This window comes from Citrobacter sp. CK185 (assembly GCF_030333565.1).
Classification (GTDB): domain Bacteria; phylum Pseudomonadota; class Gammaproteobacteria; order Enterobacterales; family Enterobacteriaceae; genus Citrobacter_B; species Citrobacter_B koseri.
The window spans coordinates 107,395-131,654 of the sequence record NZ_JAOWFR010000026.1 but is presented as its reverse complement, the minus strand read 5'-3'; the positions used below and the strand labels follow the sequence as shown (position 1 = coordinate 131,654).

Genomic DNA, 24,260 nt, shown 5'->3' with positions numbered 1-24,260 from the left:
TTTCCCCGGCCTGCTAATGGCGGTCACACTTTGGTCGCAATCCAGTTCATCATCAGTTCCGGCCAGACCGCGATCGGCAATCCCTGCGTATCACGAATGCCAAACCCGTGTTTTCCTCGCTCAAACAGATGCATTTCCACCGCTACGCCAGAACGGCGCAGCGCGTTAAAAAATACCAGGCTGTTTTCCACCTTTACCGCCGGATCGTCGATGGCATGCAGCAGAAATGTGGGCGGCGTAGCGGCATCCGCGCGTTCCTCAAGCGAGTAGTGGCGAATCTGTTCATCGTCAGGTTCCGCGCCCATCAGCTCAAGGCGTGAGCCGGGATGATGAATGTCGTCACGCATGGTGATGACCGGATAGACCAGCGCCATAAAAGCAGGGCGGGCGTTGATTTCATCCAGGCTATCTATAGGGGAATAGACGGGTTCAGCAAAACGCGTCCCCAGACTGGCGGCGACATGCGCACCGGCAGAAAAACCCAGCACCCCGATGCGTTCCGGGTCGATCTTCCACGCTTGCGCATTGGCGCGAAGATAGCGCATCGCGCGCTGCACATCCGCCAGCGGCGCGTTTGCCCCTTCATCATGGCCATCTCCGGGCATCCGGTAGGTCATCACGAACAGGGTATAACCACGCGCATTAAAAAAGGGCGCCAGCGCGCTGCCTTCTTTGTCCAGCACGACGCGCCGGTAGGAACCGCCTGGCGTCACGAGAAGCCCCACGCCGTTGGGTTTATCTGGCGCGTAAACGGTGATTTCAGGAGATCGGACGCCCGTGACGGCGCGATCGAAGATGGATGTACCGGTATGCCGCGGTTCTGGCGTAAAAACAGTATCGCTGTTTTTCGCTCCGGGGGCTTCGCCATCAGGCCAGAGGGTAAATGTGGCTGAGCGGGAGACGGCTTGCGCCATCATTTCTTCTAAGGTTTCGCGGCTGAATACGTCCATGACTGTGCTCACTCAGTGATAAACGTTATCTATAACACAGTTAATCCATTGAAAATCGGAAGGGATTCACATCGTCTTGAATGACCAGATAAATGTGAAAACGGCGGAGGAACAATGCCTCCGCCAGAGGGTCAGAGTTTGGCGAATTTATCCAGCGTGCGAATAAGTTGGGTCACAAAACCGTACTCGTTATCGTACCAGGCGACGGTTTTCACCAGTTGCAGATCGCCCACTGTGCTGATTTCAGTTTGCGTGGCATCGAACACCGAACCGAAATGTGAGCCGATAATATCGGAAGAGACGATCTCTTCATCGGTATAGCCGAACGACGGATTATGGGTTGTCGCTTTCTTCAGCGCCGCGTTGATCTCTTCCGCAGTGACTTTTTTCTCCAGAATCGAGACCAGTTCGGTTACAGAGCCGGTTTTCACCGGAACGCGCTGAGCATGGCCTTTAAGTTTTCCGCTCAGTTCAGGAATCACCAGACCAATGGCTTTCGCCGCGCCGGTGGTGTGGGGGATGATGTTTTCCGCCGCCGCCCGCGAAGCGCGCAGATCCTTCCCGCGCGGCCCGTCGACCAGCGACTGGGTTCCGGTGTAGGCGTGAATTGTGGTCATGGTGCCAACCTGAATGCCAAAGTTGTCATTCAGCGCTTTCGCCATCGGCGCCAGGCAGTTGGTGGTGCAGGATGCGACAGAAACAATCTGGTCGCTGGCATCCAGCGTGTCGTCATTCACGTTGAAGACAATGGTTTTCATATCGCCAGCCGGGGCGGAAATCAGCACTTTTTTAGCGCCAGCGTCGAGGTGCGCTTTGGACTTCTCGGCTGAGGTATAGAAGCCGGTGCACTCGACAATGATCCCGGCACCGGTGGTTTTCCACGGAATATTTTTAGCCTCTTTTTCTGCGTAAACCGCAATTTTTTTGCCGTCCACAATCAGCGCGTCTTCGGTGAAATCTACACTCCAGGGGAATACGCCGTAGTTTGAGTCATATTTCAACAGATACGCGAGGATTTTAGGGGAGGTCAGGTCATTGATGGCGACGACATCAATGTCGCTTTTCACTTCCAGCAGACGACGTAACACCAGACGACCGATACGACCAAAGCCGTTAATGCCAATTTTACTCATGGTTTTCTCCTGTCAGGATGCAACGGTACGACACATTTTTTCCCTACCAGGCATAGTCCAGTCAGGCGTCCAGGGCAATAACAGATTTTGCGGCTAAGCGTAACTGGTTGAAATTGGGTGAACAAAAGTTAATGAATTTTTAACAAAAGCTCGCTATGTTGACGCTTTATTTTTTTACTCAGGACGTGTTATGAGCAATAAGTACACAAGCCTGCAAATTGGCATCCACTGGCTGGTCTTTTTACTGGTTATTGTGACCTACTGTGCAATGGAGTTGAGGGGATTTGCGCCCCGCAGCTATCGTCCGTGGATCAATATGGTTCATGTCTCGTGCGGGATGACAATCCTGGTGTTGATGGTGACGCGTCTGCTGGTCAGACTGAAATACCCGGCGCCGCCCATTGTGCCAAAACCAAAGCCGATGGTGACCGGAATGGCGCATCTTGGGCATCTGGTGATCTATCTGCTGTTTATTGTCTTGCCGATTATTGGCCTGGTGATGATGTATAACCGGGGCAATCCCTGGGTTGCGTTCGGCCTGGTGATGCCGCATGCGTCAGACGCTAATTTTGAGGTGGTGGATATGCTGAAAACCTGGCATATCACGCTGGCGAAACTGGGGTATTTTGTCATTGGTTTGCATGCCGCCGCGGCGCTGATGCATCACTACGTCTGGAAAGACAATACGCTATTGCGCATGATGCCGCGCAAACGTTCCTGACTCTTCTCACCACCCCGCGTAATGCGGGGTTTCTTTTAGAAAACACCTGCGTGTAACCAGACCCGTGACGCAGGTGAAGGAAACGGGTCTACATCGGAAGCGGGCAGTATAGCCATTTGTCATACAAATTGCGAGATGCTGCTGTTGGTTTTACAGTCACATAACAAATCTGATAGTATACCCCCCTATAGTATGGAGGGCGTATGCCGCATTCACCTGAAGATAAAAAACGTATTCTCACTCGGGTTCGCCGTATCCGCGGGCAGGTTGACGCGCTGGAACGGGCGCTGGAGTCAGGAGAACCTTGCCTGGCGATCCTGCAACAGATTGCCGCCGTTCGCGGCGCATCTAACGGGCTGATGGGAGAGATGGTTGAGATTCACCTGAAAGATGAACTGGTCAGCGGTGACACCACGCCGGATCAACGCGCCGTGCGCATGGCTGAAATCGGCCACCTTCTGCGCGCTTATCTAAAATAAACAGATCACCTCACAATAATGGGAAGAGACAAATGAAATCACGTGCAGCAGTTGCATTTGGCCCCGGCCAGCCGTTAAAGATTGTTGAAATTGACGTCGCGCCGCCGCAAAAAGGTGAAGTGCTGGTTAAAATTACCCATACCGGCGTTTGCCATACGGATGCGTTTACGCTCTCCGGCGACGACCCGGAAGGCGTGTTCCCGGCGGTTCTGGGTCACGAAGGCGGTGGCGTGGTGGTTGACGTTGGCGAAGGCGTCACCAGTCTGAAGCCTGGCGATCATGTTATTCCGCTGTACACCGCAGAATGCGGCGAGTGTAAGTTCTGTAAATCCGGCAAAACCAACCTGTGTCAGGCGGTGCGCGCCACGCAGGGTAAAGGGTTGATGCCGGATGGCACCACCCGTTTTTCTTACAACGGCGAACCTGTCTATCACTATATGGGCACCAGCACATTCAGTGAATATACCGTTTGTGCTGAAATTTCCCTGGCGAAAGTCAATCCGCAGGCGCCGCTGGATAAAGTCTGTCTGCTGGGGTGCGGCGTCACCACAGGGATTGGCGCGGTACACAACACGGCAAAAGTAAAAGAAGGGGATAGCGTTGCGGTCTTTGGCCTGGGCGGTATCGGCCTGGCGGTGATTCAGGGAGCGGTGCAGGCGAAAGCCGGGCGTATTCTGGCGGTTGACACCAACCCGGAGAAATTCAAACTGGCGGAAGAAATGGGCGCGACCGATTTCATTAACCCGAATGACTATGACAAACCCATTCAGGATGTGATTGTTGAGCTGACCGATGGCGGCGTCGATTTCAGTTTTGAATGTATCGGTAACGTCAATGTGATGCGCGCAGCGCTGGAGTGCTGTCACAAAGGCTGGGGCGAGAGCATCATCATCGGCGTGGCTGGCGCAGGCCAGGAAATTAAAACCCGTCCGTTCCAGCTTGTTACCGGGCGCGTCTGGCGCGGTTCCGCTTTTGGCGGTGTGAAAGGGCGTAGCCAACTGCCAGGCATGGTGGAAGAGGCGATGGCGGGGAAAATTCGTCTGGACCCGTTCATTACCCATCGCTTGCCGCTTGATCAAATCAACGATGCCTTTGATTTAATGCATCAGGGCAAGTCCATTCGTACCGTTATCCATTTCGGTGATAACTGATTCACATGCCAGCGGGTCTGCCGCTGGCACTTTCCTGAATTTTCAGGAATAAATGTTGTGAAAATGTGACAAACATTCCGATTTTCACCGTAAGCAAACTTCCTGGAATGCCGATGACTATCTAACGGGCGTGTTTTATACGCAATAACCTACAAGAGAGTCGACGGTCATGGACAACACATCAACGATGCAAGCACCGCATAAGCTGGGTTTTCTGCATCATATTCGGCTGGTTCCGCTGTTTTCCTCCATTCTCGGTGGCATCCTTCTTCTGTTCGCACTTAGTTCCGGGCTGGCGGGGTACTTTCTGCTACAGGCAGATCGTGACCAGCGGGATGTGACGGACGAAATTCAGGTGCGGATGGGCTTATCCAACAGTTCTAACCATCTGCGTACCGCGCGTATCAATATGATCCATGCAGGCGCGGCGAGCCGCATTGCTGAAATGGATGACATGAAAGCCAATATCGCTGAGGCGGAGAAGCGGATTAAGCAGTCGCAGGAAGGCTTTAACGTCTTTATGGCGCGGGCGGTAAAAACACCGGCGGACGAAGCGCTGGATGCGGAGCTGAATACCCGCTTCAAAGCCTATATCGATGGCCTGCAACCTATGTTGAAATACGCCAGAAACGGTATGTTCGAGGCGATTATCAACCATGAAAATGAACAGGCCAGACCGCTTGATACCGCGTATAACACCGTATTGCTCAAGGCGATTGAGCTACGCACGGCGCGCGCGAATCAGCTTAGCGACCAGGCGCATCAGCGCAGCCAACTGGGATTGATGTTCATGATTGGGGCGTTCGCGCTGGCGCTGGTGCTTACGCTACTGACGTTTATCGCGCTCCGCCGGACGGTAATCAACCCTCTGCAACGTGCTGCGCAGCGTATTGAACAGATTGCCGCAGGCGATCTCACCATGCCGGATGATCCAACCGGACGCAGCGAAATCGGTCGCTTAAGCCGCCATCTCCAGAAGATGCAGTCCTCTCTGGGGCAAACGGTGGGAACGGTACGCCAGGGGGCGGAAGAGATTTATCGCGGCACCAGTGAGATTTCCGCCGGTAATACCGATTTGTCATCGCGTACGGAAGAGCAGGCCGCAGCAATTGAACAGACCGCAGCCAGCATGGAAGAGCTCACGGCCACGGTGAAACAAAATGCGGACAACGCGCATCATGCCAGCAAACTGGCGGAAGACGCCTCCGGCAAAGCCAGTCACGGCGGTCAGATGGTGTCTGGCGTCGTGAAAACAATGGGCAACATCTCCAATAGTTCGAAGAAAATTTCCGAGATCACGGCCGTCATCAACAGCATCGCTTTCCAGACCAATATCCTGGCGCTTAACGCGGCGGTCGAAGCGGCGCGAGCGGGTGAACAAGGGCGCGGCTTCGCCGTGGTCGCCAGTGAAGTGCGCACGCTGGCAAGCCGCAGTGCGCAGGCGGCGAAAGAAATTGAAGGGCTGATCAGCGAATCGGTCAGACTGATTGACCAGGGTTCCGGGGAAGTCGTCGCAGCAGGCAACACCATGAATGATATTGTCGATGCCGTGCGACGCGTAACGGACATTATGCTGGAGATCGCCGCAGCCTCTGATGAGCAAAGTCGTGGGATTGTGCAGGTGAGCCAGGCGATTTCCGAGATGGATAAGGTCACGCAGCAAAACGCCTCGCTGGTCGAAGAGGCCTCTGCCGCCGCCGCGTCTCTGGAAGAGCAGGCCGCTCGCTTAACCGAAGCGGTCGGGGCGTTTCGTTTGCAGGGGGGAAGTGCGATTAAACGCGCGCCGTCTGTGGACGTCGTCGCCAGTTCATCACCGCAGCCGGTAACAACCAGCGGTGATAACTGGGAAACGTTTTAAGCCTTAATATTGCCGGGTAACGACGCTAATGCGTCTTATCCGGCATTTATTTGAGGGCGCATTCAGTGCGGCATGGATTTGCGGATAGCGGCGATCAGCGCCTGCGCGCCGGGAGAAAGCGGCGTGTCTACGCGGGTGAGGATGCCAATCGGTTCGCCAGCGCCCAGGGTGGGAATCGGCAGTGATACCAGCGTAGCCTGGCGCAGATCTTCTTTCACCGCGCCTGAAGGGACAAACCAGACGTAGTCATAATCAACGGTAAGCTGGCGAGACAGCGAGGCCGACAGCGTTTCGATGCAGCCAACGGGCATTTTGCAGCCCTGACTTTGTAGCAGACCTTCCGCATTCTGCCGGGGAGCGGTGCCTTTGGGCGACACAACCACCGGCCATTCCATCACACGGCTTAAGGTGACGGTTTCCTGTAACAGCGGGTGATTAGGGCGCACAACCAGCTTCAGCGACTCCAGAAACAGCAGCTCGTAATTCAGACCGCTCATCAATTCCGGGTCGGACATCCGGCCAATACCGAGGTCGATTTCCCCCGTTTTTAAGCCAGCGAGCAGCATCGGGTTATTCATGGTGGCGACCTGTAACGTCGTCTCTTTTTGCTGCTTATGGAACTGACCAATAACGGCCGGAAGGATACCCAACGCGGCGGTGGGCAATGCGCCAATGCGCACCACATCATTATTGAGGCTTTCTTTGCGATTCAACGCCTGGCCCGCGGTATTAAGCGCATCAAGCACTTTTACCGCATGGGTGAGGAACTGTTCGCCGGGCAGCGTTAACTGCGCGCCGAGGCGACCGCGCTCAAAAAGGCGGGTTCCGGTCAGTTGCTCCAGCTCGTTAAGCGTTTTAGAGAGTGCAGGTTGACTCAGGTTAAGGGTTTCAGCCGCGCGCCCCAGTGTTCCTTGTTGGGCGACAGCTACAAAAGTATGAAGATGGCGCAAACGGATGCGCTGACTAAACAAGCTATTTTTTTCCATAAGCGATGTTAAAAACAGAGCGGTGCCGGTGACAAGTAAAGTTATTGGTTTTTGATAACCTGATAGCAAAATATTATTAACATCTAACTCATTTCTTTTACAAGAAGTTTGTTTTGCTTATGTTTTGTACGATTCACAGTGATGTGAGAATAATGACAATGCGTGGCGCAGAAAGCGACAGGTCATAACGTGAGTTCATACTTGAAAGAGACATCAAGCGGGTTCACAATCCTGGGCAGGGTGATGGCGTTCCACCTTATTCCAACCGCCTCGTTTCAGTAGGCTGATGACGCCTGATATGACTCTTTATCACCAGGAGCGTGTCGGGCTGGTCAATACTCTTCCGGTTCCTCATGCTTTTTCCAACAGGAAACAACAATGATATATGTAATTGGTCACCTCAATCCTGATAGCGATGCTATCTGTACGGCCATGATGACGGCGCGCTGGCTGACGTTGCGCGGGCAGGAGGCAGTGGCGTTCCGCACGGGGGAAGCCAACCGTGAGACGCAGTTTATTTTTGCGCAGGCGGGGTTGCCCATTCCTGAACGATTAAGCGTTCCGCTCACCGATCGGGACGTCTGGCTGGTTGATTTTACCGAACCAGCCCAGGGGCCGGATTCTTTAGCGCAGAGTAACGTTGTTGGCATTATTGACCATCACCGCTTAGGCGGGTTGATCACCCGACTGCCGCCGGAAGTATGGGTAAAACCTGTTGGCAGTAGCGCAACATTACTGTGGCAACTGATGACGGATGCCATTCGAAAACAGCTTTCACCCGCAGAAGCGACGTTATTACTGGGCGCCGTTCTGAGTGACACTGTCACGCTTCGTTCGCCGACAACGACCCCGGATGACCGCCTTGCGGTGGAATCGCTCAGCCAGCTCGCCGGTTTGTCTCTTGAACGCTTTAGCCGCGATCTTCTGTACGCGAAAACCAGCGTGGAAGGGATGAGCGCCAGCCAGCTTCTTCAGAAGGACATGAAAACCTTTACTGTCCACGGGCAACGGGTTTGCGTGGCGCAGCTTGAGCTGTATGCGCTGGAACAGGTTGATGCGATGATGGACGACCTGCGTGAGGAAATGACGCGCTATGCCGCCGGGGCAGATGCGGCGCTGGTTGTTCTGATGCTCACGGATATCAATCTCGGTTATTCCCGCCTCTGGTTTGCCGGAGATACCCAGCCGGATGTCCCGCACCCCTGCGAGGTGGAAGGGATGCTGAGCCGTAAGAAACAGATGCTCCCCTGGCTGGAACATCACCTGAATCCGCACAGGTGAGATCACACTTTGTAAATTCTTCCCACCAGAGTGAACGGCGTTTTCTACACTCCAGGTAATATTCACTGGAGGCATGACATTATGGCGAACACCATCGCGGCTGATGAGATTCGGGAACACTTTTCGCAGGCAATGTCAGCAATGTACCAGCAGGAAGTTCCACAGTACGGTACATTGCTGGAACTTGTCGCTGATGTGAATCTGACGGTACTGGAAAATAATCCCACGCTGCATGAAAAGCTGGCCAACGCGGATGAGCTGGCGCGGCTGAACGTTGAACGGCATGGCGCGATTCGGGTGGGTACGGCGCAGGAGCTTTCCACCTTGCGCCGAATGTTTGCGATTATGGGGATGTATCCCGTCAGTTATTACGACCTTTCTCAGGCGGGCGTTCCCGTTCATTCCACCGCCTTTCGCCCCATTGACGATGCGTCGCTTTCCCGCAACCCGTTTCGCGTCTTCACCTCGCTATTACGGCTGGAGTTAATTGAGAACGCGACGCTGCGCCAACGCGCGGCGGATATTCTGGCGAAGCGCGATATCTTTACGCCGCGCTGTCGCGAACTTCTGGACGTCTTTGATGCGCAGGGCAATTTTACCGGGGCGCAGGCGCGAGAGTTTGTGCAGGAGGCGCTGGAGACTTTCCGCTGGCACCGGCACGCCACGGTGGACAGGGAAACGTATCAGGCATTACATAATGAACACCGTCTGATTGCTGACGTGGTGTGTTTTCCGGGGTGCCACATTAACCACCTGACGCCGCGCACGCTGGATATCGACAAAGTGCAGTTGATGATGCCGGAATGCGGTATCGAACCCAAGATCCTGATTGAAGGGCCGCCGCGCCGTGAGGTGCCGATTCTGTTACGCCAGACCAGTTTCAAGGCGCTGGAAGAGTCGGTGCTGTTTGCCGGTGAAACGGAGGGCAGCCATACGGCACGTTTTGGTGAGATTGAACAGCGCGGCGTGGCGCTGACGCCTGAAGGACGGCGGTTGTACGATGCGTTACTGCATAAGGCGGGGACGGGCAAAGATAATCTTACGCATCAGCTGCATTTGCAGGCGGTCTTTAACGCTTTCCCGGACAGCGAATTTTTACTGCGCCAGCAGGGGCTCGCCTGGTTTCGCTACCGGTTAACGCCTGCTGGTGAATCGCACCGCCAGTCTATTCATCCGGGCGACGACCCACAGCCGCTGATTGAACGCGGTTGGGTGGTGGCACAACCCATTACCTATGAAGATTTTCTGCCGGTAAGCGCGGCCGGAATATTCCAGTCTAACCTGGGTAACGAAACCCAGGCGCGCAGCCACGGCAATGCCAGCCGCGACGCCTTTGAGCAGGCGTTAGGGTGCCCGGTATATGATGAGTTTGCGCTTTATCAGGCGGCGGAAGAACGCAGTAAACGGCGTTGCGGACTGCTCTGATCGCGGTATGCTGTCGGGATGTGAAGGAAAAGGAATGCGTCATGTTGAATCCCTCCATCCCGCTTGTCGAAACACAACAGGGAAATGTCATGGGTGTCGTGCAAAACGACATCCACATCTGGCGCGGTATACCGTATGCCGCGCCGCCTACGGGTCAGCTCCGCTGGCGGGCGCCACAGCCTGCCGCTCCCTGGCAGGGCGAACGCCCTGCGAATACATTTTCATGCGCCAGCTGGCAGGATATTGAATATTGTCGCGAGCTTGGCGGGGGCGATCCGGGGCGTTTTTCCGAGGATTGCCTGTATCTGAACATCTGGGCGCCCGCGGTGCGCCCGCAGCCGTTGCCGGTGATGGTCTGGCTGCATGGCGGCGGCTACACCATCGGCGCGGGAGGATTACCGCCTTACGACGGTTGTGCGCTGGCGAAGCGCGATGTCGTGGTAGTCACGCTCAATTATCGTCTTGGTCACCTGGGATTTTTTGCTCATCCGGCCCTTGATGGCGAGGACGGCGAATGCGTGCATAACTTCGCCTTGCTCGATCAGATCGCGGCGCTACGCTGGGTGCAGGACAATATTGCCGCTTTCGGCGGCGATGCGCAGAATGTGACGCTGTTCGGCGAGTCCGCTGGCGCGCGTAGCGTCCTGTCGTTGATGGCGTCCCCACGGGCAAAGGGCCTGTTCCATAAAGCTATTATTCAGAGTGGTTATACGTTACCGGATACGCCGCGCGAGGTCGCGCTGCAAAAGGGCATCGAACTGGCGGCGCATTTTAATTTGCCGGACGCTACTGCTGAACAGTTGCGGGCGCTACCGGCGGAGGCATTCTGGCCGCTGGGCGCACCGTTGAAAATCGCGCCGACGCCGATTTCCGGCGATGCGGTATTGCCACAGCCGATGATGGAGACCTTCTTTGCCGGAAAGCAGCACCCAATGCCGGTTCTGGTTGGCTCCAACAGCGACGAAGCGAGCGTGATGGCAGTGTTTGGCGTTGATCTCGCCGGGCAGATCGCGAAATTGCGGCGCGAACGCCGACTGGGGTTAGGGCTGATCAAGCTGCTCTATCCCGGCGTGAAAGGCGATGAAGAACTGGGGCGTCAGGTCTGCCGCGATATGGCGTTCACCACGTTGGGTTATGTGGTGATGCAGGCGCAGCAGCGGGTAGGTGAACCGTGCTGGCGATACTGGTTTGACTATGTCGCGGAAACTGAACACACAACCTACGCCAACGGCGCCTGGCACGGAAATGAAGTGCCGTATGTCTTTGATACGCTGACGCTGGCGGAACCCGCGCGCAATTACGTGAATGACAACGATCTGGCGTTTGCCCGGCATATCGCCGATTACTGGGTTAATTTCGCCCGTCACGCCAGCCGGACCTGCGATGTTCTGCATGGTCCGGTGCGCTGGCCCGCCAGCGTTCAAGGGCGGGATCGCTTGTTACGCATCGGACTGAATAAATTTGCCGGTTTTAAAGTAGAGAACCGCTTTATGGGCGCGCGGATGGCGCTGTTCAAACGGGTGATGAAACATCACGTCAGTCTGGAATAATGGCGAGATGTCTGGCAGGTTGCGCTTTTCATAACCTGAAAGCGCGCCCATCTGTATTTACACGGTATTCAGTCTGTTCTTATCGACATAAAATATTTTGGCTTTTGTACAGATTATCGACAGCCAACAATTGGATTATTAATGAATTTTGTCTAGAGTGAGCGGTCAGAAACGTTGCACTTCTTGCCGCTGATAGAGACCAGCGCGGGACCATTCACACGACCAGAAGGACTCACTTTCAGGTATGGATCGTAGACGATTTATTAAAGGTTCAATGGCAATGGCCGCCGTGTGCGGTACGAGCGGTATTGCTTCACTCTTTTCCCGCGCCGCTTTCGCGGCAGAGTCTGATATTGCAGATGGTCAAACCGTCCGTTTTGACTTTTCCGTTCTGCAATCAATGGCGAACGATTTAGCGCAAAAGCCGTGGGGCGGCGAACCCCGGGCGTTACCCAATACGCTGGCGAATCTGACGCCGCAGGCCTACAACAGCATTCAGTACGATGCGGCGCACTCTCTGTGGAACAACATCGAAGGCCGCAAGCTGGATGTGCAATTTTTCCACGTAGGAATGGGCTTTCGTCGTCGCGTGCGTATGTTCTCGCTTGATGCCAGCACGCATCAGGCGCGCGAAATTCATTTCCGCCCGGAACTGTTCAAATACAACGATGCCGGTGTCGATACCCGTCAACTGGAAGGGCAAACCGATCTTGGCTTCGCGGGCTTTCGCGCCTTTAAAGCGCCTGAACTGGCGCGTCGCGACATCGTCTCCTTCCTGGGGGCAAGCTACTTCCGCGCGGTAGATAACACTTATCAGTACGGGCTGTCCGCGCGAGGCCTGGCGATAGACACCTATACCGACAGCAAAGAAGAGTTCCCGGACTTCACCGCATTCTGGTTTGAGACGGCGAAACCGGGCGACACCACCTTTACCGTGTACGCGCTGCTGGATAGCCCAAGCGTCACTGGCGCCTATAAATTTGTGATCCACTGTGAAGAGAGTCAGGTGATCATGGATGTGGAAAACCACATTTATGCGCGTAAAGACATCAAGCAGCTGGGTATCGCGCCAATGACCAGCATGTTCAGCTGCGGCAACAATGAACGCCGGATGTGCGACACCATTCATCCGCAAATTCATGACTCTGACCGCCTGGCCATGTGGCTGGGCAATGGCGAATGGATCTGCCGTCCGCTGAATAACCCGCAGAAATTGCAGTTCAACGCCTATCTCGACAATAACCCGAAAGGGTTCGGCCTGCTGCAACTTGACCGTGACTTTTCCCACTATCAGGACATCATGGGCTGGTATAACAAACGCCCAAGCCTGTGGGTGGAGCCGCGTAACAAATGGGGGAAAGGGTCTATCGGCCTGATGGAAATCCCGACGACCGGTGAAACGCTCGATAACGTGGTGTGCTTCTGGCAGCCGGAAAAAGCGATCAAAGCGGGCGATGATCTGGCGTTCAAATACCGTCTTTACTGGAGCGCGCAACCGCCGGTTCGCTCGCCGTTGGCGCGCGTGATGGCGACCCGTACCGGTATGGGCGGTTTCCCCGAAGGGTGGGCGCCGGGTGAACACTACCCGGAAAAATGGGCGCGCCGCTTTGCCATTGATTTTGTCGGCGGCGACCTGAAAGCCGCTGCGCCGAAGGGGATCGAACCTGTCATTACGCTGTCTAACGGCGAAGCGAAACAGATTGAGATCCTCTACGTCGAACCGTTCGATGGTTATCGCATCCAGTTTGACTGGTATCCGACGTCAGATTCGACCGACCCGGTGGATATGCGTATGTTCCTGCGCTGCCAGGGGGACGCCATTAGCGAAACCTGGCTGTATCAGTATTTCCCGCCGACGCCGGATAAGCGCCGCTACGTTGATGACCGCGTGATGCGTTAATCCGCTCTGCTGCCCCGAGCCGCCACACTGCTGGCGGCTCTTTTCTCCCGACGATTCCCGGCGCATTTTCTGCTCATTATTTAAACTCGATCCCGTTCGCATTATTCCTTATGTCAAATGCGTAAGCTGACGGTGTGTACTTCAGTACACGTTTTACAGCCACTAACAGGGAGTGCGTATGTTTCCAGAATACAGAGATCTGATTTCACGACTGAAAACCGAGAATCCTCGCTTTCTTTCCTTGTTCGAAAAACACAACACCCTTGATCATGAGATTGCCCGGCTGGAAGGTTCTGACGGCAGGGGATACAGTTTGGATATTGTTCGTCTGAAGAAAGAGAAACTCCATCTGAAGGAGGATCTGCTCAGAATATTGCAGAAAGAAAGTTTGAATGAGAGCTGATTCGTTGTAGGTACTGCGCAGTCTTTGTCCTGCTTAAAAGGGCTTCCTGACAGACAAGGAAGCCCTTCCTGTTTTCAGGTATGCGGGCAAGTCTGTGATAAGCTAATAAATCCTGCTGTTGTCACCGTAAAGGATGGAGAAATGGCTGAAGTCATCACGATCAGCGAAACACTGGAACTGCGAGCGGTGGAAGAGTGCCATGTTACGCCGTTACATCAACTGGTGCTTAAAAACAAAGACTGGCTACAGGCATCGCTAAACTGGCCGCAGTTTGTCGCCAGCGAAGACGATACGCGCAAAAATGTGCAGGGTAATATGATGTTGCACCAGCGCGGCTACGCCAAAATGTTCCTTATCTTTCAGGAAGAGGAGGTGGTGGGCGTCATCTCGTTTAATCTGATAGAGCCGTTGAATAAAACCGCCTATATCGGTTACTGGCTGGATGAATCTCACCAGCGGCAGGGCATTATGTCGCGCGCGCTTCAGGCGTTTATCGGCCATTATGCCGGGCGCGGCGAGCTTCGACGCTTTGTGATTAAATGTCGGGTTGCGAACCAGGCGAGCAACCAGGTGGCGCGCCGCAATGGTTTTGAACTGGAAGGATGCCTGAAACAAGCGGAGTTTCTCAACGGGGAGTATCACGACGTTAACCTGTACGCCCGCATTATCGAGAACGCCTCAGAGTAACCCTGCCAACGGTGTTCGTGTAATATGCTGTTCACCGTTAACCACTTTTGGGCCACGCAGATGGATGCTGTCGCCATCAAAGGTTTCGATCGTCGCCCGATCGGTGATTTCCACATGATGCTCAATCAGCACGTCCCCCAGAATGCGGGCATGGCCTTCGATCAGGATATGATCGTCAAGCAGGACAGGGCCGCCGCGTAGTTCGGCATGACCACCGACCAGAACGTGATGTTTCAATACGCAGTTACCTTCAACCGTCGCGTGCTCCGCCACCTGAGCACTGTAACGCAGCGTAGGGATGGCATCTTCCTCCGTTCCCGCAATAACGCGGGCGTGACCGTACACTTTGGCACAGTCGCAAAGCCAGACGTTATTCTCTTCATTTCCTTCGACGATCGCGAAATCAAACACTTCCGCGCGGTGTTCAATAAACGCCTGGGTGACTATCGCATCGCCGTAGATTTGCGCCTGATGGACAATGCGCGAGTTGCTGACGGTGGCGCGATCGTAGATTTGCAGCGTCAGGTCGCTTTCCTGGGTTAGGCCTTTTGCGGCGATAATCTCCGAATGGTGCAGAATACGAGCGTCGCCAGACAGATGACATTCACCGCGAACGAGCGAATTCTGCACGGTGACGTTGTTGCTTATCCGGGCGCCGTGACTGATCTCGGCCAGATCAATCCAGACGTTATCACTGATTTGCGCGCGATCTCTGATGATGCAGGCCTGGGTGATGCGGGCGTTGCCTGAAATCATCGCCCCGGCGAATGCGAGGGCATTCTCGTCGTAAATCCAGCAGTGTCCTTCTTGCGCCAGCACGCTTTCGTCGTCTACCCAGCCACCAGCGGTTCCGGCTTTGACGTCGTTAAAGTCGGTAAGGGCAATGATCTGGCGCAGCAGGACGCTTTTCTTGTGGCCGTTATCCTGATAACTAAAGGCACGCGATTCTTCACTCAGGTGATATTTGCTCATGGGGAATTTCCCTTTGCTCGCTTAAGATAACCGTAGCAAATTTTTCAGCACTGGCTAAACAGGGCGAAATTCCATAAAATGCATTTAAAATATACTTTATAAATTAAACAAAATGAGTAAGAACAAGCAGAGCGACCGGGTGCTTAATCTTCCGGCTGGCTATTTTGGGATGGTACTGGGCACCATTGGCATGGGCTTCGCGTGGCGCTATGCCAGCCATATCTGGCCCGTCAGTCACTGGATTGGCGATGGTCTGGTGATCCTGGCAATGATCATCTGGAGCTTGCTGACGCTTGCCTTTCTTAACCGTCTGCTGCGTTTTCCACAGAGCGTACTGGCGGAGGTTCGGCATCCGGTAAAGAGCAGTTTTGTCAGCCTTTTTCCTGCGACCACGATGCTGGTGGCGATTGGCTTTGTCCCCTGGTGTCGTGGGTTAGCCGTGGGATTGTTCAGCATTGGCGTCGTGGTGCAACTGGCTTATGCCGCATGGCAAACGGCGGGACTCTGGCGCGGTTCGCATCCTGAAGAGGCGACAACGCCGGGGCTGTATCTGCCGACGGTAGCGAACAACTTTATTAGCGCGATGGCTTGCGGCGCGTTGGGTTACAACGACGCCGGGCTGGTCTTTTTAGGGGCTGGCGTATTCTCGTGGCTGAGTCTGGAACCCGTTATTTTGCAACGTTTGCGCAGTTCCGGTGAATTACCGGCGGTACTGCGCACATCGCTGGGCATTCAGTTGGCTCCGGCGTTAGTGGCCTGTAGCGCCTGGCTGAGCGTCAACGGCGGAGAAGGCGATACGCTGGCGAAAATGCTGTTTGGCTATGGCTTGCTGCAACTGCTTTTCATGCTGCGCCTGATGCCGTGGTATCTGTCGCAGCCGTTTAATGCCTCTTTCTGGAGCTTCTCGTTCGGCGTTTCAGCGCTGGCGACGACAGGGCTGCATTTAGGGCACGCCAGCGCGTCGGGATTTTTTCATACGCTGGCGATTCCGTTGTTTATTTTTACCAATTTTATCATAGCGTTATTGCTCGTACGCACGTTTGCGCTGCTGATGCAGGGGAAACTTCTCGTGCGCACAGAACGCGCCGCATTACTGAAATCTGAGGATAACTAATGACCCTTCGTGACGAAAATTACTTTACTGAAAAATACGATTTAACCCGTACGCACTCCGACGTCGTTGAGGCGGCAAAGGTGGTCGCGCCGGGTAAAACGTTGGATCTGGGCTGCGGAAATGGCCGTAATAGCCTCTATCTGGCGGCGAACGGCTATGACGTTACCGCCTGGGATAAGAATCCGATGAGCATCGCCAACGTTGAGCGCATCAAAGCGGCGGAAGGGCTGGAAAACCTGCAAGCAAAGGTGGTTGACCTTAACGCGTTAAGCTTCGAAGGCGACTACGATTTTATTCTCTCAACGGTCGTGATGATGTTCCTGGAAGCGAAAACCATTCCGGGGCTGATTGCCAATATGCAGCGCTGCACCAAACCGGGCGGGCATAACCTGATTGTGGCGGCAATGGATACGAAAGATTTCCCCTGCACCGTGGGTTTCCCGTTTGCGTTTAAAGAAGGGGAACTGCGCCGTTACTACGAAGGCTGGGAATTGCTGAAATACAACGAGGATGTGGGTGAACTTCACCGCACGGACGCCAACGGCAACCGTATCAAACTGCGTTTTGCGACGCTGCTGGCGCGTAAAAGCGCATAACGCAATTTTATGATAGCGTTGCAGGCCTGATACGGCCTGCAACTCGCCGTGTTGAATTTGTGCTGGCGATACCATTTATAGTCCATCCAGATTAGTTTCCTTTTGCTACTATTCCAATTGCATATCTGCAAAAACAAAAGGGATAGTTTCCATGCGTACTCATACTTTATTTAAAGTTGCAGTGCTTTCTGGCTTATTGGCTTTATCTGGCTGTGCGTCAAAAATTACTCAGCCGGATAAATATTCTGGGTTCTTAAAAGATTATTCAGGGCTGAAAGAAACAACCTCCGCAACGGGAAAACCGGTGCTCCGTTGGGTTGACTCCAGCTTTGATGAGTCTAAATATGACAGCATCGTCTGGAACCCGATAACCTACTATCCGGTGCCAAAACCCACGACGCAGGTCGGGCAGCAGGTTCTGGATAAATTACGAAGCTATACCGATACCCAACTGAAAACGGCCATTGAGAAACGTAAACCTCTGGTAACGACCCCAGGGCCGCGTAGCCTGATTTTCCGCGGCGCGATAACCGGCGTTGATACCAGCAAAGAGGGGCTGCAATTCTATGAGGTGGTGCCGGTCGCCCTGGTGGTTGCGGGTACGCAGATGGCGACAGGCCATCGCACAATGGATACGCATCTTTACTTTGAAGGCGAGCTGATTGATGCCGCCACCAATAAACCGGTGGTGAAAGTGGTTCGTCAGGGCGAGGGTAAAGACCTGAGCAACGAAAATACGCCGATGGCGTTTGAAACGTTGAAAGAAGTGATTGATGACATGGCGACTGATGCCACCATGTTTGATGTCGGTAAAAAATAAGTTCACGCGCCATCTTCGGATGGCGCGTTTTTTTATGCCGCCCGGCGACGGTAAATTAACTTACTCATTAACGCCTCTGGACGCATGAACATCACCAGATTGCCAACCAGAATCAGCACTAATCCAACAACGGCATTCATTTGCCAGACGTAACCTTCATAGAGTGTGGATATTGTCAGCGCCACCAGAGGAAACAGCAGCGTACTGTAGGCCGCGTTGCCGGGGCCGATGCGTCCCACCAGAGTAAAATACGCGCCAAACGCGATAACGGAACCGAATATTGCCAGATACAGCAGGGCGCCGAGGTAGCTCAACGTCCATTGCGGCGTGAAGTTATCGCCGCGTATACAGGCAATGGCGGCGATCAGCAGCGTGCCGTACAGCATCGCCCAGCTGTTGGTGGTCATGACTTCCAGACCTTTTCTCTGATGGCGCATGCTGATCATATTGCCCAAAGAGAAGCCAAACGTTCCCAGCGCGCTCAGACCGATCCCCAGTAACAGCGAGTGGTTCCAGCCGCTGTTGGCCAGATCCTGCCAGAACAACGTGATAATGCCCGTTAATCCCAGACCGGCAGCGTAATAAAAGCGTAGCGGCGGTTTATGCCCGAAGAACACAAAGCTGTTAACTGCATTAAACAGTACGGCCATTGAGAAAATGACGGACTCCAGCCCCGTATTGATCCAGGCGGCGGCGCTATAAAAACACCAGAAATTAAAGCAGAAGACGCATCCGCCCTGTAACAGGCAAAACAGGTGGTCGCGCCCGGATAATTTTCGTAATTTCCCGCTCGCCAGCAGGATGAGCATCATTAACGCGCTGGCGACGGCAAACCGCCAGAAAATGGACACGGGCGCCGATACCGGGCCTTGTTGCAGATAAATCGCAATCCAGGTGGTTCCCCAAATGACAACCACCAGACAGTATAATAATGCGTTCATAACACTCTCTTCTTTATCTTTATTATCCGAAGAAGGAATGTGACATGTAAAAAATGCGCGCGCTTGCACCGGTTTGCGGATGACTTGCAAAATCTTGCGCTTTTTTGCCGCTGTCTGACCGGTGAGGGCTGGAAACGGATCGTGGCTGTTATAGACTGAGATTCTACTTATTACTGCTTTGTGATGTGATGGTATGTCTCAGTCTTATGATGCCTTTGAAAATTTACGCAAACATAATGCCGTGCTGCATGACTCGGTTGCGTTGCATTCGGGTGTCCAGCTGGCGGCATGGTCAAATAAACGTGACAACATTACGCAATATTGCGATCACCATACTCTCAGCCTGTATGTCGCTGACGGCTACGAGAGCTACCACAAAACGCCGGGCGGCTGGAAGAATGGCGGGGGGCCGGATCGCTTCTGTCTGATGCCAAAAGAGAGTGAGTCCGTCTGGGACATTCGCGACGACCTGTCGTTTGTCCATCTCTACTGTACAGATGCCCATCTGCGGGATGTTGGGGAAAAGGTCTGGGATAAAAGCCCGTACAGCTTTACCCTGGATGAGCGCACCTTTGGCAACGATCCAGGAATAACGGCGGTTTATCGCCAGTTCCTGCTGGGAAATGACTGGCAGCAACCGGCGAATCATATGACGCTCAGCGCCGCCTCGTCACTGCTGTTGACGCATCTGGTGCAGCATTACAGTAACGTGCAGTGGCGTCTCCCGACGGTTACTGGCGGGTTGGCGCCCGCCACGCTGCGCAATGTGCTGGCGTACATTGAAGCGCATCTTGCTGAGCCGCTGACGCTAAGCGACCTGGCGCGCGAGGCGGCATTGAGCGAATTTCATTTCGCCAGAATGTTTCGCCAGTCGATGAACATGGCGCCGCACCAGTACGTGATGCAGCGGCGTATGGCGCTGGCACAGCAATGGGTCTGTCATTCAACCCGTTCGCTGTCAGAGATCGCGATGGCCTGCGGATTCAGTTCGGCGAGCCATTTCAGCAATCGCTTTAAGCAGGTGACCGGTAAGACGCCGTCGCAGTTACGCGCGGCGAGCAAACGATAGCACCCCGTAGCAGACGCCTCCGACTACCAGTCCCCAAAACGCAGAGCCAATGCCCAGCAGCGTCAGCCCGCTTGCGGTGACGAGAAAGGTCACGATAGCGGCATCACGCTCCGTTTCATTAAGCAATGCCTGGTACAAACTGCCGCTGATTGTTCCCAGCAGCGCCAGCCCGGCCAGCATCTGAATCCAGCTTACGGGCAGGGCGGCCATCAGAGCGGTGACGGAACCGCCGAACAATCCCGCCAGCAGATAGAACCCGCCTGCGACAGCCGCAGCCAGCCAGCGACGCCCGGCGTCCGGGTGCGCTTCGGGACTCTGGCAAATGGCGGCGGTAATAGCGGCAATGCATATGGAGTAGACGCCAAAAGGAGATAAAACCAGCGCCAGCAGCCCTGTAAACACGATCAGCGGCGAAACCGGAAGGGAGTAACCGGAGGCTTTCATCGTGGCGATACCGGGCGCGTTTTGTGACGCCATTGTCACCAGAAACAGTGGAATGGCGACGCCGAGGCTATGAGCAAGCGAAAAATGGGGCGCGATAAACGCCGGTAGCACCGGGGAGAAGGTTATGCCGGACGTGACAATGTCACCTTTCATGCCCGCAACCAGAATACCGACAACCATTGCGGCGATAACCGCATAGCGCGGCGCCAGCACTTTCAGCGCTAACCACGCCAGCAGCATACTGCCGCACAGAAACAGCTCGCCATCCAGATGACCGAACGCCTGCAAACCAAAACGCAATAAAATACCGGCCAGCATCGCGGCGGCAAGAGAATGCGGAATCACCTGCATTAAGCGGGCAAACAACCCGGTTACGCCGCACAGAACGATTAACGCATTCGCGACAATAAATACGCCGATGGCCTCCGCCAGCGTGAGACCCTGCAAGCCGGTAACCAGTAACGCGGCGCCGGGCGTTGACCATGCCGTCAGCACCGGAGCACGATACCAGAGGGTTAACGCCAGTGTACTGACGCCCATCGCGATGCCAAGCGCCGTCATCCATCCGGCAATTTGTCCGGTTGATGCGCCGGCGGCAATAGCGGCTTGCCAGATGATTGCCGCTGAGCTTGCATAGCCGACCAGGACCGCAACGAAACCAGACAACACGGTTGGCAGAGGAAGTGAAAACGAGCGCATGATTGCCCCTTGTGCGTTATAACGGTCACAAACTGTAGCATTGTGCGCTATAGCGCACAAGTGATAGACTGCGGCTTTACCGGAGGAGAAAAATGGACAACCTGACCCATTATCTGGCGACGACGCTGAAGGCGCTGCGCCAACAGCGAGAATGGAGTCTGTCGCGTCTGGCGGAAGCGACAGGGGTTTCAAAAGCAATGCTCGGCCAGATAGAGCGCAACGAATCCAGCCCGACGGTATCGACATTATGGAAGATTGCCACCGGTTTGAATGTCCCGTTTTCAACGTTTATCTCCCCGCCGGAAGCGGAGGATCTCCCGACCTTCGACCCGCAGCAACAGGCAATGGTGATCACGCCGCTGTTTCCGTGGGACCCGCAGCTCCGTTTTGACCATTTTTCAATATTGATGGCCCCGGGCGCGCTTAGCGAATCAACGCCGCATGAGGCAGGCGTCATCGAACATGTGGTGGTGATTCAGGGAACGCTGGATATGTGTATTGCCGGGGAGTGGCGCACGCTCAAATCCGGCGAAGGCGTGCGTTTTGCGGGCGATGCTGCCCATGCGTATCGCAATAGCAGCGACCAGACGGTTCACTTTCACTCCTTGATCCATTACCCACATAGTTAGACGGGAAAAGTATTCCGAAACGTCGCGCTTCTGACTACAATAGCCGCCATTTTGCTGTTATTGGATGATATTAACCGTATGCGCCAGCAACCTCATCACCTTGAACTGTTAAGTCCGGCACGCGATACCGTCATTGCTCGTGAAGCGATCTTACATGGCGCCGATGCTGTTTACATCGGCGGGCCGGGCTTCGGCGCGCGGCATAATGCCAGTAACAACCTGAAAGATATCGCGGAACTGGTGCCTTTTGCGCATCGCTATGGCGCGAAGATCTTTGTGACGTTAAACACCATTCTGCATAATGATGAGCTTGAGCCCGCGCAACGGCTGATTACCGATCTGTACCAGACCGGCGTCGATGCGCTGATTGTGCAGGATATGGGCATCCTGGAACTGGACATTCCCCCCATTGAACTGCATGCCAGTACGCAGTGTGATATCCGCAGCGTTGAAAAGGCGAAATTCCTTGCCGACGTCGGTTTCACCCAGATTGTGCTGGCGCGCGAACTGAGTCTGAGCCAGATCCAGGCGATTCATCAGGCCACCGACGCTACTATTGAGTTTTTCATCCACGGCGCGCTGTGCGTGGCTTATTCCGGGCAGTGCTATATCTCTCATGCGCAGACCGGTCGCAGCGCTAACCGTGGCGACTGCTCCCAGGCCTGTCGCCTGCCGTACACCTTAAAAGACGATCAGGGGCGGGTGGTCTCGTACGAAAAACACCTGTTGTCGATGAAAGATAATGACCAGACGGCCAATCTGGGCGCGTTGATCGATGCCGGCGTGCGTTCCTTCAAAATTGAAGGGCGCTACAAAGACATGAGCTATGTGAAGAACATCACGGCGCACTATCGCCAGATGCTGGATGCGATTATCGAGGAGCGTGGCGACCTGGCGCGGGCTTCCGCCGGTCGTACTGAGCACTTTTTTATTCCTTCTACGGATAAAACCTTCCATCGCGGCAGTACCGACTATTTTGTTAACGCCCGTAAAGGGGATATCGGCGCGTTCGATTCGCCAAAATTTATCGGTTTACCGGTAGGCGAAGTCGTCAAAGTGGCAAAAGATCACCTGGACGTTGAGGTGACGGAACCGTTATCCAACGGCGATGGCCTGAATGTGCTGATCAAACGTGAAGTGGTGGGGTTTCGCGCCAATACGGTGGAAAAGACGGGACAGAACCGTTATCGCGTCTGGCCGAATGAAATGCCGCCCGACCTGCATAAAGTGCGCCCGCATCATCCGCTGAACCGTAATCTCGACCACAACTGGCAGCAGGCGTTAACCAAAACCTCCAGCGAACGCCGGGTGGCGGTGGATATCGCGTTAGGCGGCTGGCAGGAACAGCTAATTCTGACGCTGACCAGCGAAGAGGGCGTGAGCGTCACCCATACGCTGGAGGGACAGTTTGACGAGGCGAACAACGCCGAAAAAGCGTTGAACAACCTGAAAGAAGGCGTGGCGAAGCTGGGACAGACGATGTACTACGCACGTAGCGTTGAGGTGAATCTCCCCGGCGCACTGTTCGTGCCGAACAGTTTACTCAACCAGTTCCGTCGCGAAGCGGCAGAAATGCTGGATGCGGCGCGTCTGGCGAACTATCAACGCGGCAGCCGTAAGCCGGTGGCGCAACCAGCCCCGGTTTACCCGGAAACGCATTTGAGCTTCCTGGCTAACGTCTACAATCACAAAGCGCGCGCGTTTTATCATCGCTACGGCGTTCAACTGATCGACGCGGCGTATGAGGCGCACCAGGAGAAGGGCGATGTGCCGGTGATGATCACCAAACATTGTTTGCGCTTTGCCTTTAACCTGTGCCCGAAACAGGCGAAAGGGAATATCAAAAGCTGGAAAGCAACGCCAATGCAACTGGTACACGGCGACGAAGTATTGACGCTGAAGTTTGATTGCCGTCCGTGCGAAATGCACGTTATCGGCAAGATTAAAAATCATATTCTGAAAATGCCCTTGCCCGGCAGCGTTGTCGCCTCCGTAAGCCCGGAAGATCTGATGAAAACGCTGCCAAAACGTAAAAACTAAGTCAGCGGCTGGCCGGGAACGCTGAGCGTCACCCGGCCACGCCTGATGTACCTCAAAACCCCTCACCATAATTAACCTTCCCGCAAAACTGGAACCGGCTTTCCGGTTTTTGAGTGTTAATCAGCCAAAAGCCATTTCGGGGTGTATAACATTCAAAAAAAGAGAAAAGGTAAACAAAAATGTTTACCTTATGGTTATAATACATGGCAGGGAGGCGCGGTGAAGCAGAGCGAGTTCAGACGCTGGCTTGAATCTCAGGGAGTCGATGTAACAAATGGAACGAATCATTTGAAGTTGAGATATCACGACAAACGAAGTGTCATGCCCAGACATCCTGGTGATGAAATTAAAGACACCCTGCGTAAAGCAATACTAAAGCAGCTTGGTTTGAATTAATCATCAGATATATAAG

Annotated in this window: 23 protein-coding genes and 1 riboswitch; of the genes, 17 read left to right on the top strand and 6 right to left on the bottom strand. The window is 54.4% G+C overall.

Annotated features, from left to right (window positions below):
• Positions 1 to 23 precede the first annotated feature (23 nt).
• Positions 24 to 950 carry an alpha/beta hydrolase gene (locus OGV79_RS15400; RefSeq protein WP_286468675.1) on the bottom strand — a complete coding sequence of 309 codons (927 nt, stop codon included), beginning with the start codon at positions 948 to 950 and terminating at the stop codon, positions 24 to 26.
• A gap of 131 nt (positions 951 to 1,081) precedes the next feature.
• Complete coding sequence (gene gap, locus OGV79_RS15395; RefSeq protein WP_047463617.1) at positions 1,082 to 2,083, bottom strand: type I glyceraldehyde-3-phosphate dehydrogenase; 1,002 nt, start codon at positions 2,081 to 2,083, stop codon at positions 1,082 to 1,084.
• 190 nt (positions 2,084 to 2,273) lie between these two features.
• Between gap and cybB the strand changes: the two genes are divergently transcribed.
• From cybB to OGV79_RS15375, 4 genes are all read left to right on the top strand, one after another.
• Positions 2,274 to 2,804 carry a cytochrome b561 gene (gene cybB / locus OGV79_RS15390; protein ID WP_012132327.1) on the top strand — a complete coding sequence of 177 codons (531 nt, stop codon included), beginning with the start codon at positions 2,274 to 2,276 and terminating at the stop codon, positions 2,802 to 2,804.
• Between the two features lie 203 nt (positions 2,805 to 3,007).
• Complete coding sequence (locus OGV79_RS15385; RefSeq protein ID WP_012132328.1) at positions 3,008 to 3,283, top strand: metal/formaldehyde-sensitive transcriptional repressor; 276 nt, start codon at positions 3,008 to 3,010, stop codon at positions 3,281 to 3,283.
• A gap of 32 nt (positions 3,284 to 3,315) precedes the next feature.
• Entirely contained in the window at positions 3,316 to 4,434 is a 1,119-nt protein-coding gene (locus OGV79_RS15380; protein ID WP_012132329.1) for an S-(hydroxymethyl)glutathione dehydrogenase/class III alcohol dehydrogenase, read from the top strand.
• 169 nt (positions 4,435 to 4,603) lie between these two features.
• A complete protein-coding gene (locus tag OGV79_RS15375; RefSeq protein WP_012132330.1) occupies positions 4,604 to 6,292 on the top strand; it encodes a methyl-accepting chemotaxis protein in 1,689 nt (562 codons plus the stop codon).
• 62 nt (positions 6,293 to 6,354) lie between these two features.
• Here the strand turns inward: OGV79_RS15375 and OGV79_RS15370 are convergent, their stop codons facing one another.
• Complete coding sequence (locus tag OGV79_RS15370; protein ID WP_012132331.1) at positions 6,355 to 7,278, bottom strand: LysR substrate-binding domain-containing protein; 924 nt, start codon at positions 7,276 to 7,278, stop codon at positions 6,355 to 6,357.
• Between the two features lie 230 nt (positions 7,279 to 7,508).
• Positions 7,509 to 7,581, top strand: a riboswitch (Fluoride riboswitch).
• A gap of 75 nt (positions 7,582 to 7,656) precedes the next feature.
• Between OGV79_RS15370 and OGV79_RS15365 the strand changes: the two genes are divergently transcribed.
• The 6 genes from OGV79_RS15365 to rimL all read left to right on the top strand — a co-directional run bounded on the left by OGV79_RS15365 (position 7,657) and on the right by rimL (position 14,524).
• A complete protein-coding gene (locus OGV79_RS15365; RefSeq protein ID WP_286468674.1) occupies positions 7,657 to 8,559 on the top strand; it encodes a DHHA2 domain-containing protein in 903 nt (300 codons plus the stop codon).
• Positions 8,560 to 8,640: 81 nt separating this feature from the next.
• The gene (hglS, locus tag OGV79_RS15360) at positions 8,641 to 9,984 is read left to right on the top strand and encodes a 2-oxoadipate dioxygenase/decarboxylase HglS (RefSeq protein WP_071258351.1); all 1,344 of its coding nucleotides are present in this window, start codon (positions 8,641 to 8,643) and stop codon (positions 9,982 to 9,984) included.
• Positions 9,985 to 10,025: 41 nt separating this feature from the next.
• Entirely contained in the window at positions 10,026 to 11,534 is a 1,509-nt protein-coding gene (locus OGV79_RS15355) for a carboxylesterase/lipase family protein (protein ID WP_286468673.1), read from the top strand.
• A 244-nt stretch (positions 11,535 to 11,778) separates the two neighbouring features.
• Entirely contained in the window at positions 11,779 to 13,434 is a 1,656-nt protein-coding gene (locus OGV79_RS15350; protein ID WP_286468672.1) for a glucan biosynthesis protein D, read from the top strand.
• A gap of 178 nt (positions 13,435 to 13,612) precedes the next feature.
• On the top strand, positions 13,613 to 13,837 hold the full coding sequence (locus OGV79_RS15345; protein WP_012132337.1) for an HP1242/YdcH family protein: 225 nt from the start codon (positions 13,613 to 13,615) through the stop codon (positions 13,835 to 13,837).
• 141 nt (positions 13,838 to 13,978) lie between these two features.
• A complete protein-coding gene (rimL, locus tag OGV79_RS15340) occupies positions 13,979 to 14,524 on the top strand; it encodes a 50S ribosomal protein L7/L12-serine acetyltransferase (RefSeq protein ID WP_012132338.1) in 546 nt (181 codons plus the stop codon).
• Here rimL and ydcK read toward each other — a convergent pair.
• Entirely contained in the window at positions 14,516 to 15,496 is a 981-nt protein-coding gene (gene ydcK, locus OGV79_RS15335) for a YdcK family protein (RefSeq protein WP_286468671.1), read from the bottom strand. The genes rimL and ydcK overlap by 9 nt on opposite strands.
• Before the next feature lie 112 nt (positions 15,497 to 15,608).
• Here ydcK and tehA point away from each other — a divergent pair, with 112 nt between their 5' ends.
• The 3 genes from tehA to OGV79_RS15320 all read left to right on the top strand — a co-directional run bounded on the left by tehA (position 15,609) and on the right by OGV79_RS15320 (position 18,026).
• On the top strand, positions 15,609 to 16,610 hold the full coding sequence (gene tehA / locus OGV79_RS15330) for a dicarboxylate transporter/tellurite-resistance protein TehA (RefSeq protein WP_058669188.1): 1,002 nt from the start codon (positions 15,609 to 15,611) through the stop codon (positions 16,608 to 16,610).
• Complete coding sequence (gene tehB, locus OGV79_RS15325; protein WP_286468670.1) at positions 16,610 to 17,206, top strand: tellurite resistance methyltransferase TehB; 597 nt, start codon at positions 16,610 to 16,612, stop codon at positions 17,204 to 17,206. The genes tehA and tehB overlap by 1 nt, the downstream gene beginning before the upstream one ends.
• A 151-nt stretch (positions 17,207 to 17,357) precedes the next feature.
• Positions 17,358 to 18,026, top strand: coding sequence for a DUF3313 domain-containing protein (locus OGV79_RS15320; protein ID WP_047463635.1), 669 nt, complete (start codon positions 17,358 to 17,360; stop codon positions 18,024 to 18,026).
• Positions 18,027 to 18,058: 32 nt separating this feature from the next.
• Here OGV79_RS15320 and OGV79_RS15315 read toward each other — a convergent pair whose 3' ends face one another.
• A complete protein-coding gene (locus tag OGV79_RS15315) occupies positions 18,059 to 18,967 on the bottom strand; it encodes a DMT family transporter (RefSeq protein WP_049008331.1) in 909 nt (302 codons plus the stop codon).
• 193 nt (positions 18,968 to 19,160) lie between these two features.
• Between OGV79_RS15315 and OGV79_RS15310 the strand changes: the two genes are divergently transcribed.
• The gene (locus OGV79_RS15310; protein WP_012132344.1) at positions 19,161 to 20,036 is read left to right on the top strand and encodes an AraC family transcriptional regulator; all 876 of its coding nucleotides are present in this window, start codon (positions 19,161 to 19,163) and stop codon (positions 20,034 to 20,036) included.
• On the opposite strand, the gene OGV79_RS15305 is transcribed toward OGV79_RS15310, so the two are convergent.
• Positions 20,013 to 21,179 carry a benzoate/H(+) symporter BenE family transporter gene (locus tag OGV79_RS15305; protein WP_200030223.1) on the bottom strand — a complete coding sequence of 389 codons (1,167 nt, stop codon included), beginning with the start codon at positions 21,177 to 21,179 and terminating at the stop codon, positions 20,013 to 20,015. The genes OGV79_RS15310 and OGV79_RS15305 overlap by 24 nt on opposite strands.
• Positions 21,180 to 21,271: 92 nt before the next feature.
• Between OGV79_RS15305 and OGV79_RS15300 the strand changes: the two genes are divergently transcribed.
• The 3 genes from OGV79_RS15300 (at position 21,272) to OGV79_RS15290 (ending at position 24,244) form a co-directional block, all read left to right on the top strand.
• Positions 21,272 to 21,808, top strand: a complete 537-nt coding sequence (locus OGV79_RS15300) for a helix-turn-helix domain-containing protein (protein ID WP_058669186.1) — start codon at positions 21,272 to 21,274, stop codon at positions 21,806 to 21,808.
• 78 nt (positions 21,809 to 21,886) lie between these two features.
• Positions 21,887 to 23,848, top strand: a complete 1,962-nt coding sequence (locus OGV79_RS15295; protein ID WP_286468669.1) for a peptidase U32 family protein — start codon at positions 21,887 to 21,889, stop codon at positions 23,846 to 23,848.
• 219 nt (positions 23,849 to 24,067) lie between these two features.
• Positions 24,068 to 24,244 (top strand): type II toxin-antitoxin system HicA family toxin, encoded by a 177-nt coding sequence (locus tag OGV79_RS15290; protein ID WP_071818852.1) that lies wholly within the window; start codon positions 24,068 to 24,070, stop codon positions 24,242 to 24,244.
• The last annotated feature ends 16 nt before the right edge of the window (positions 24,245 to 24,260 follow it).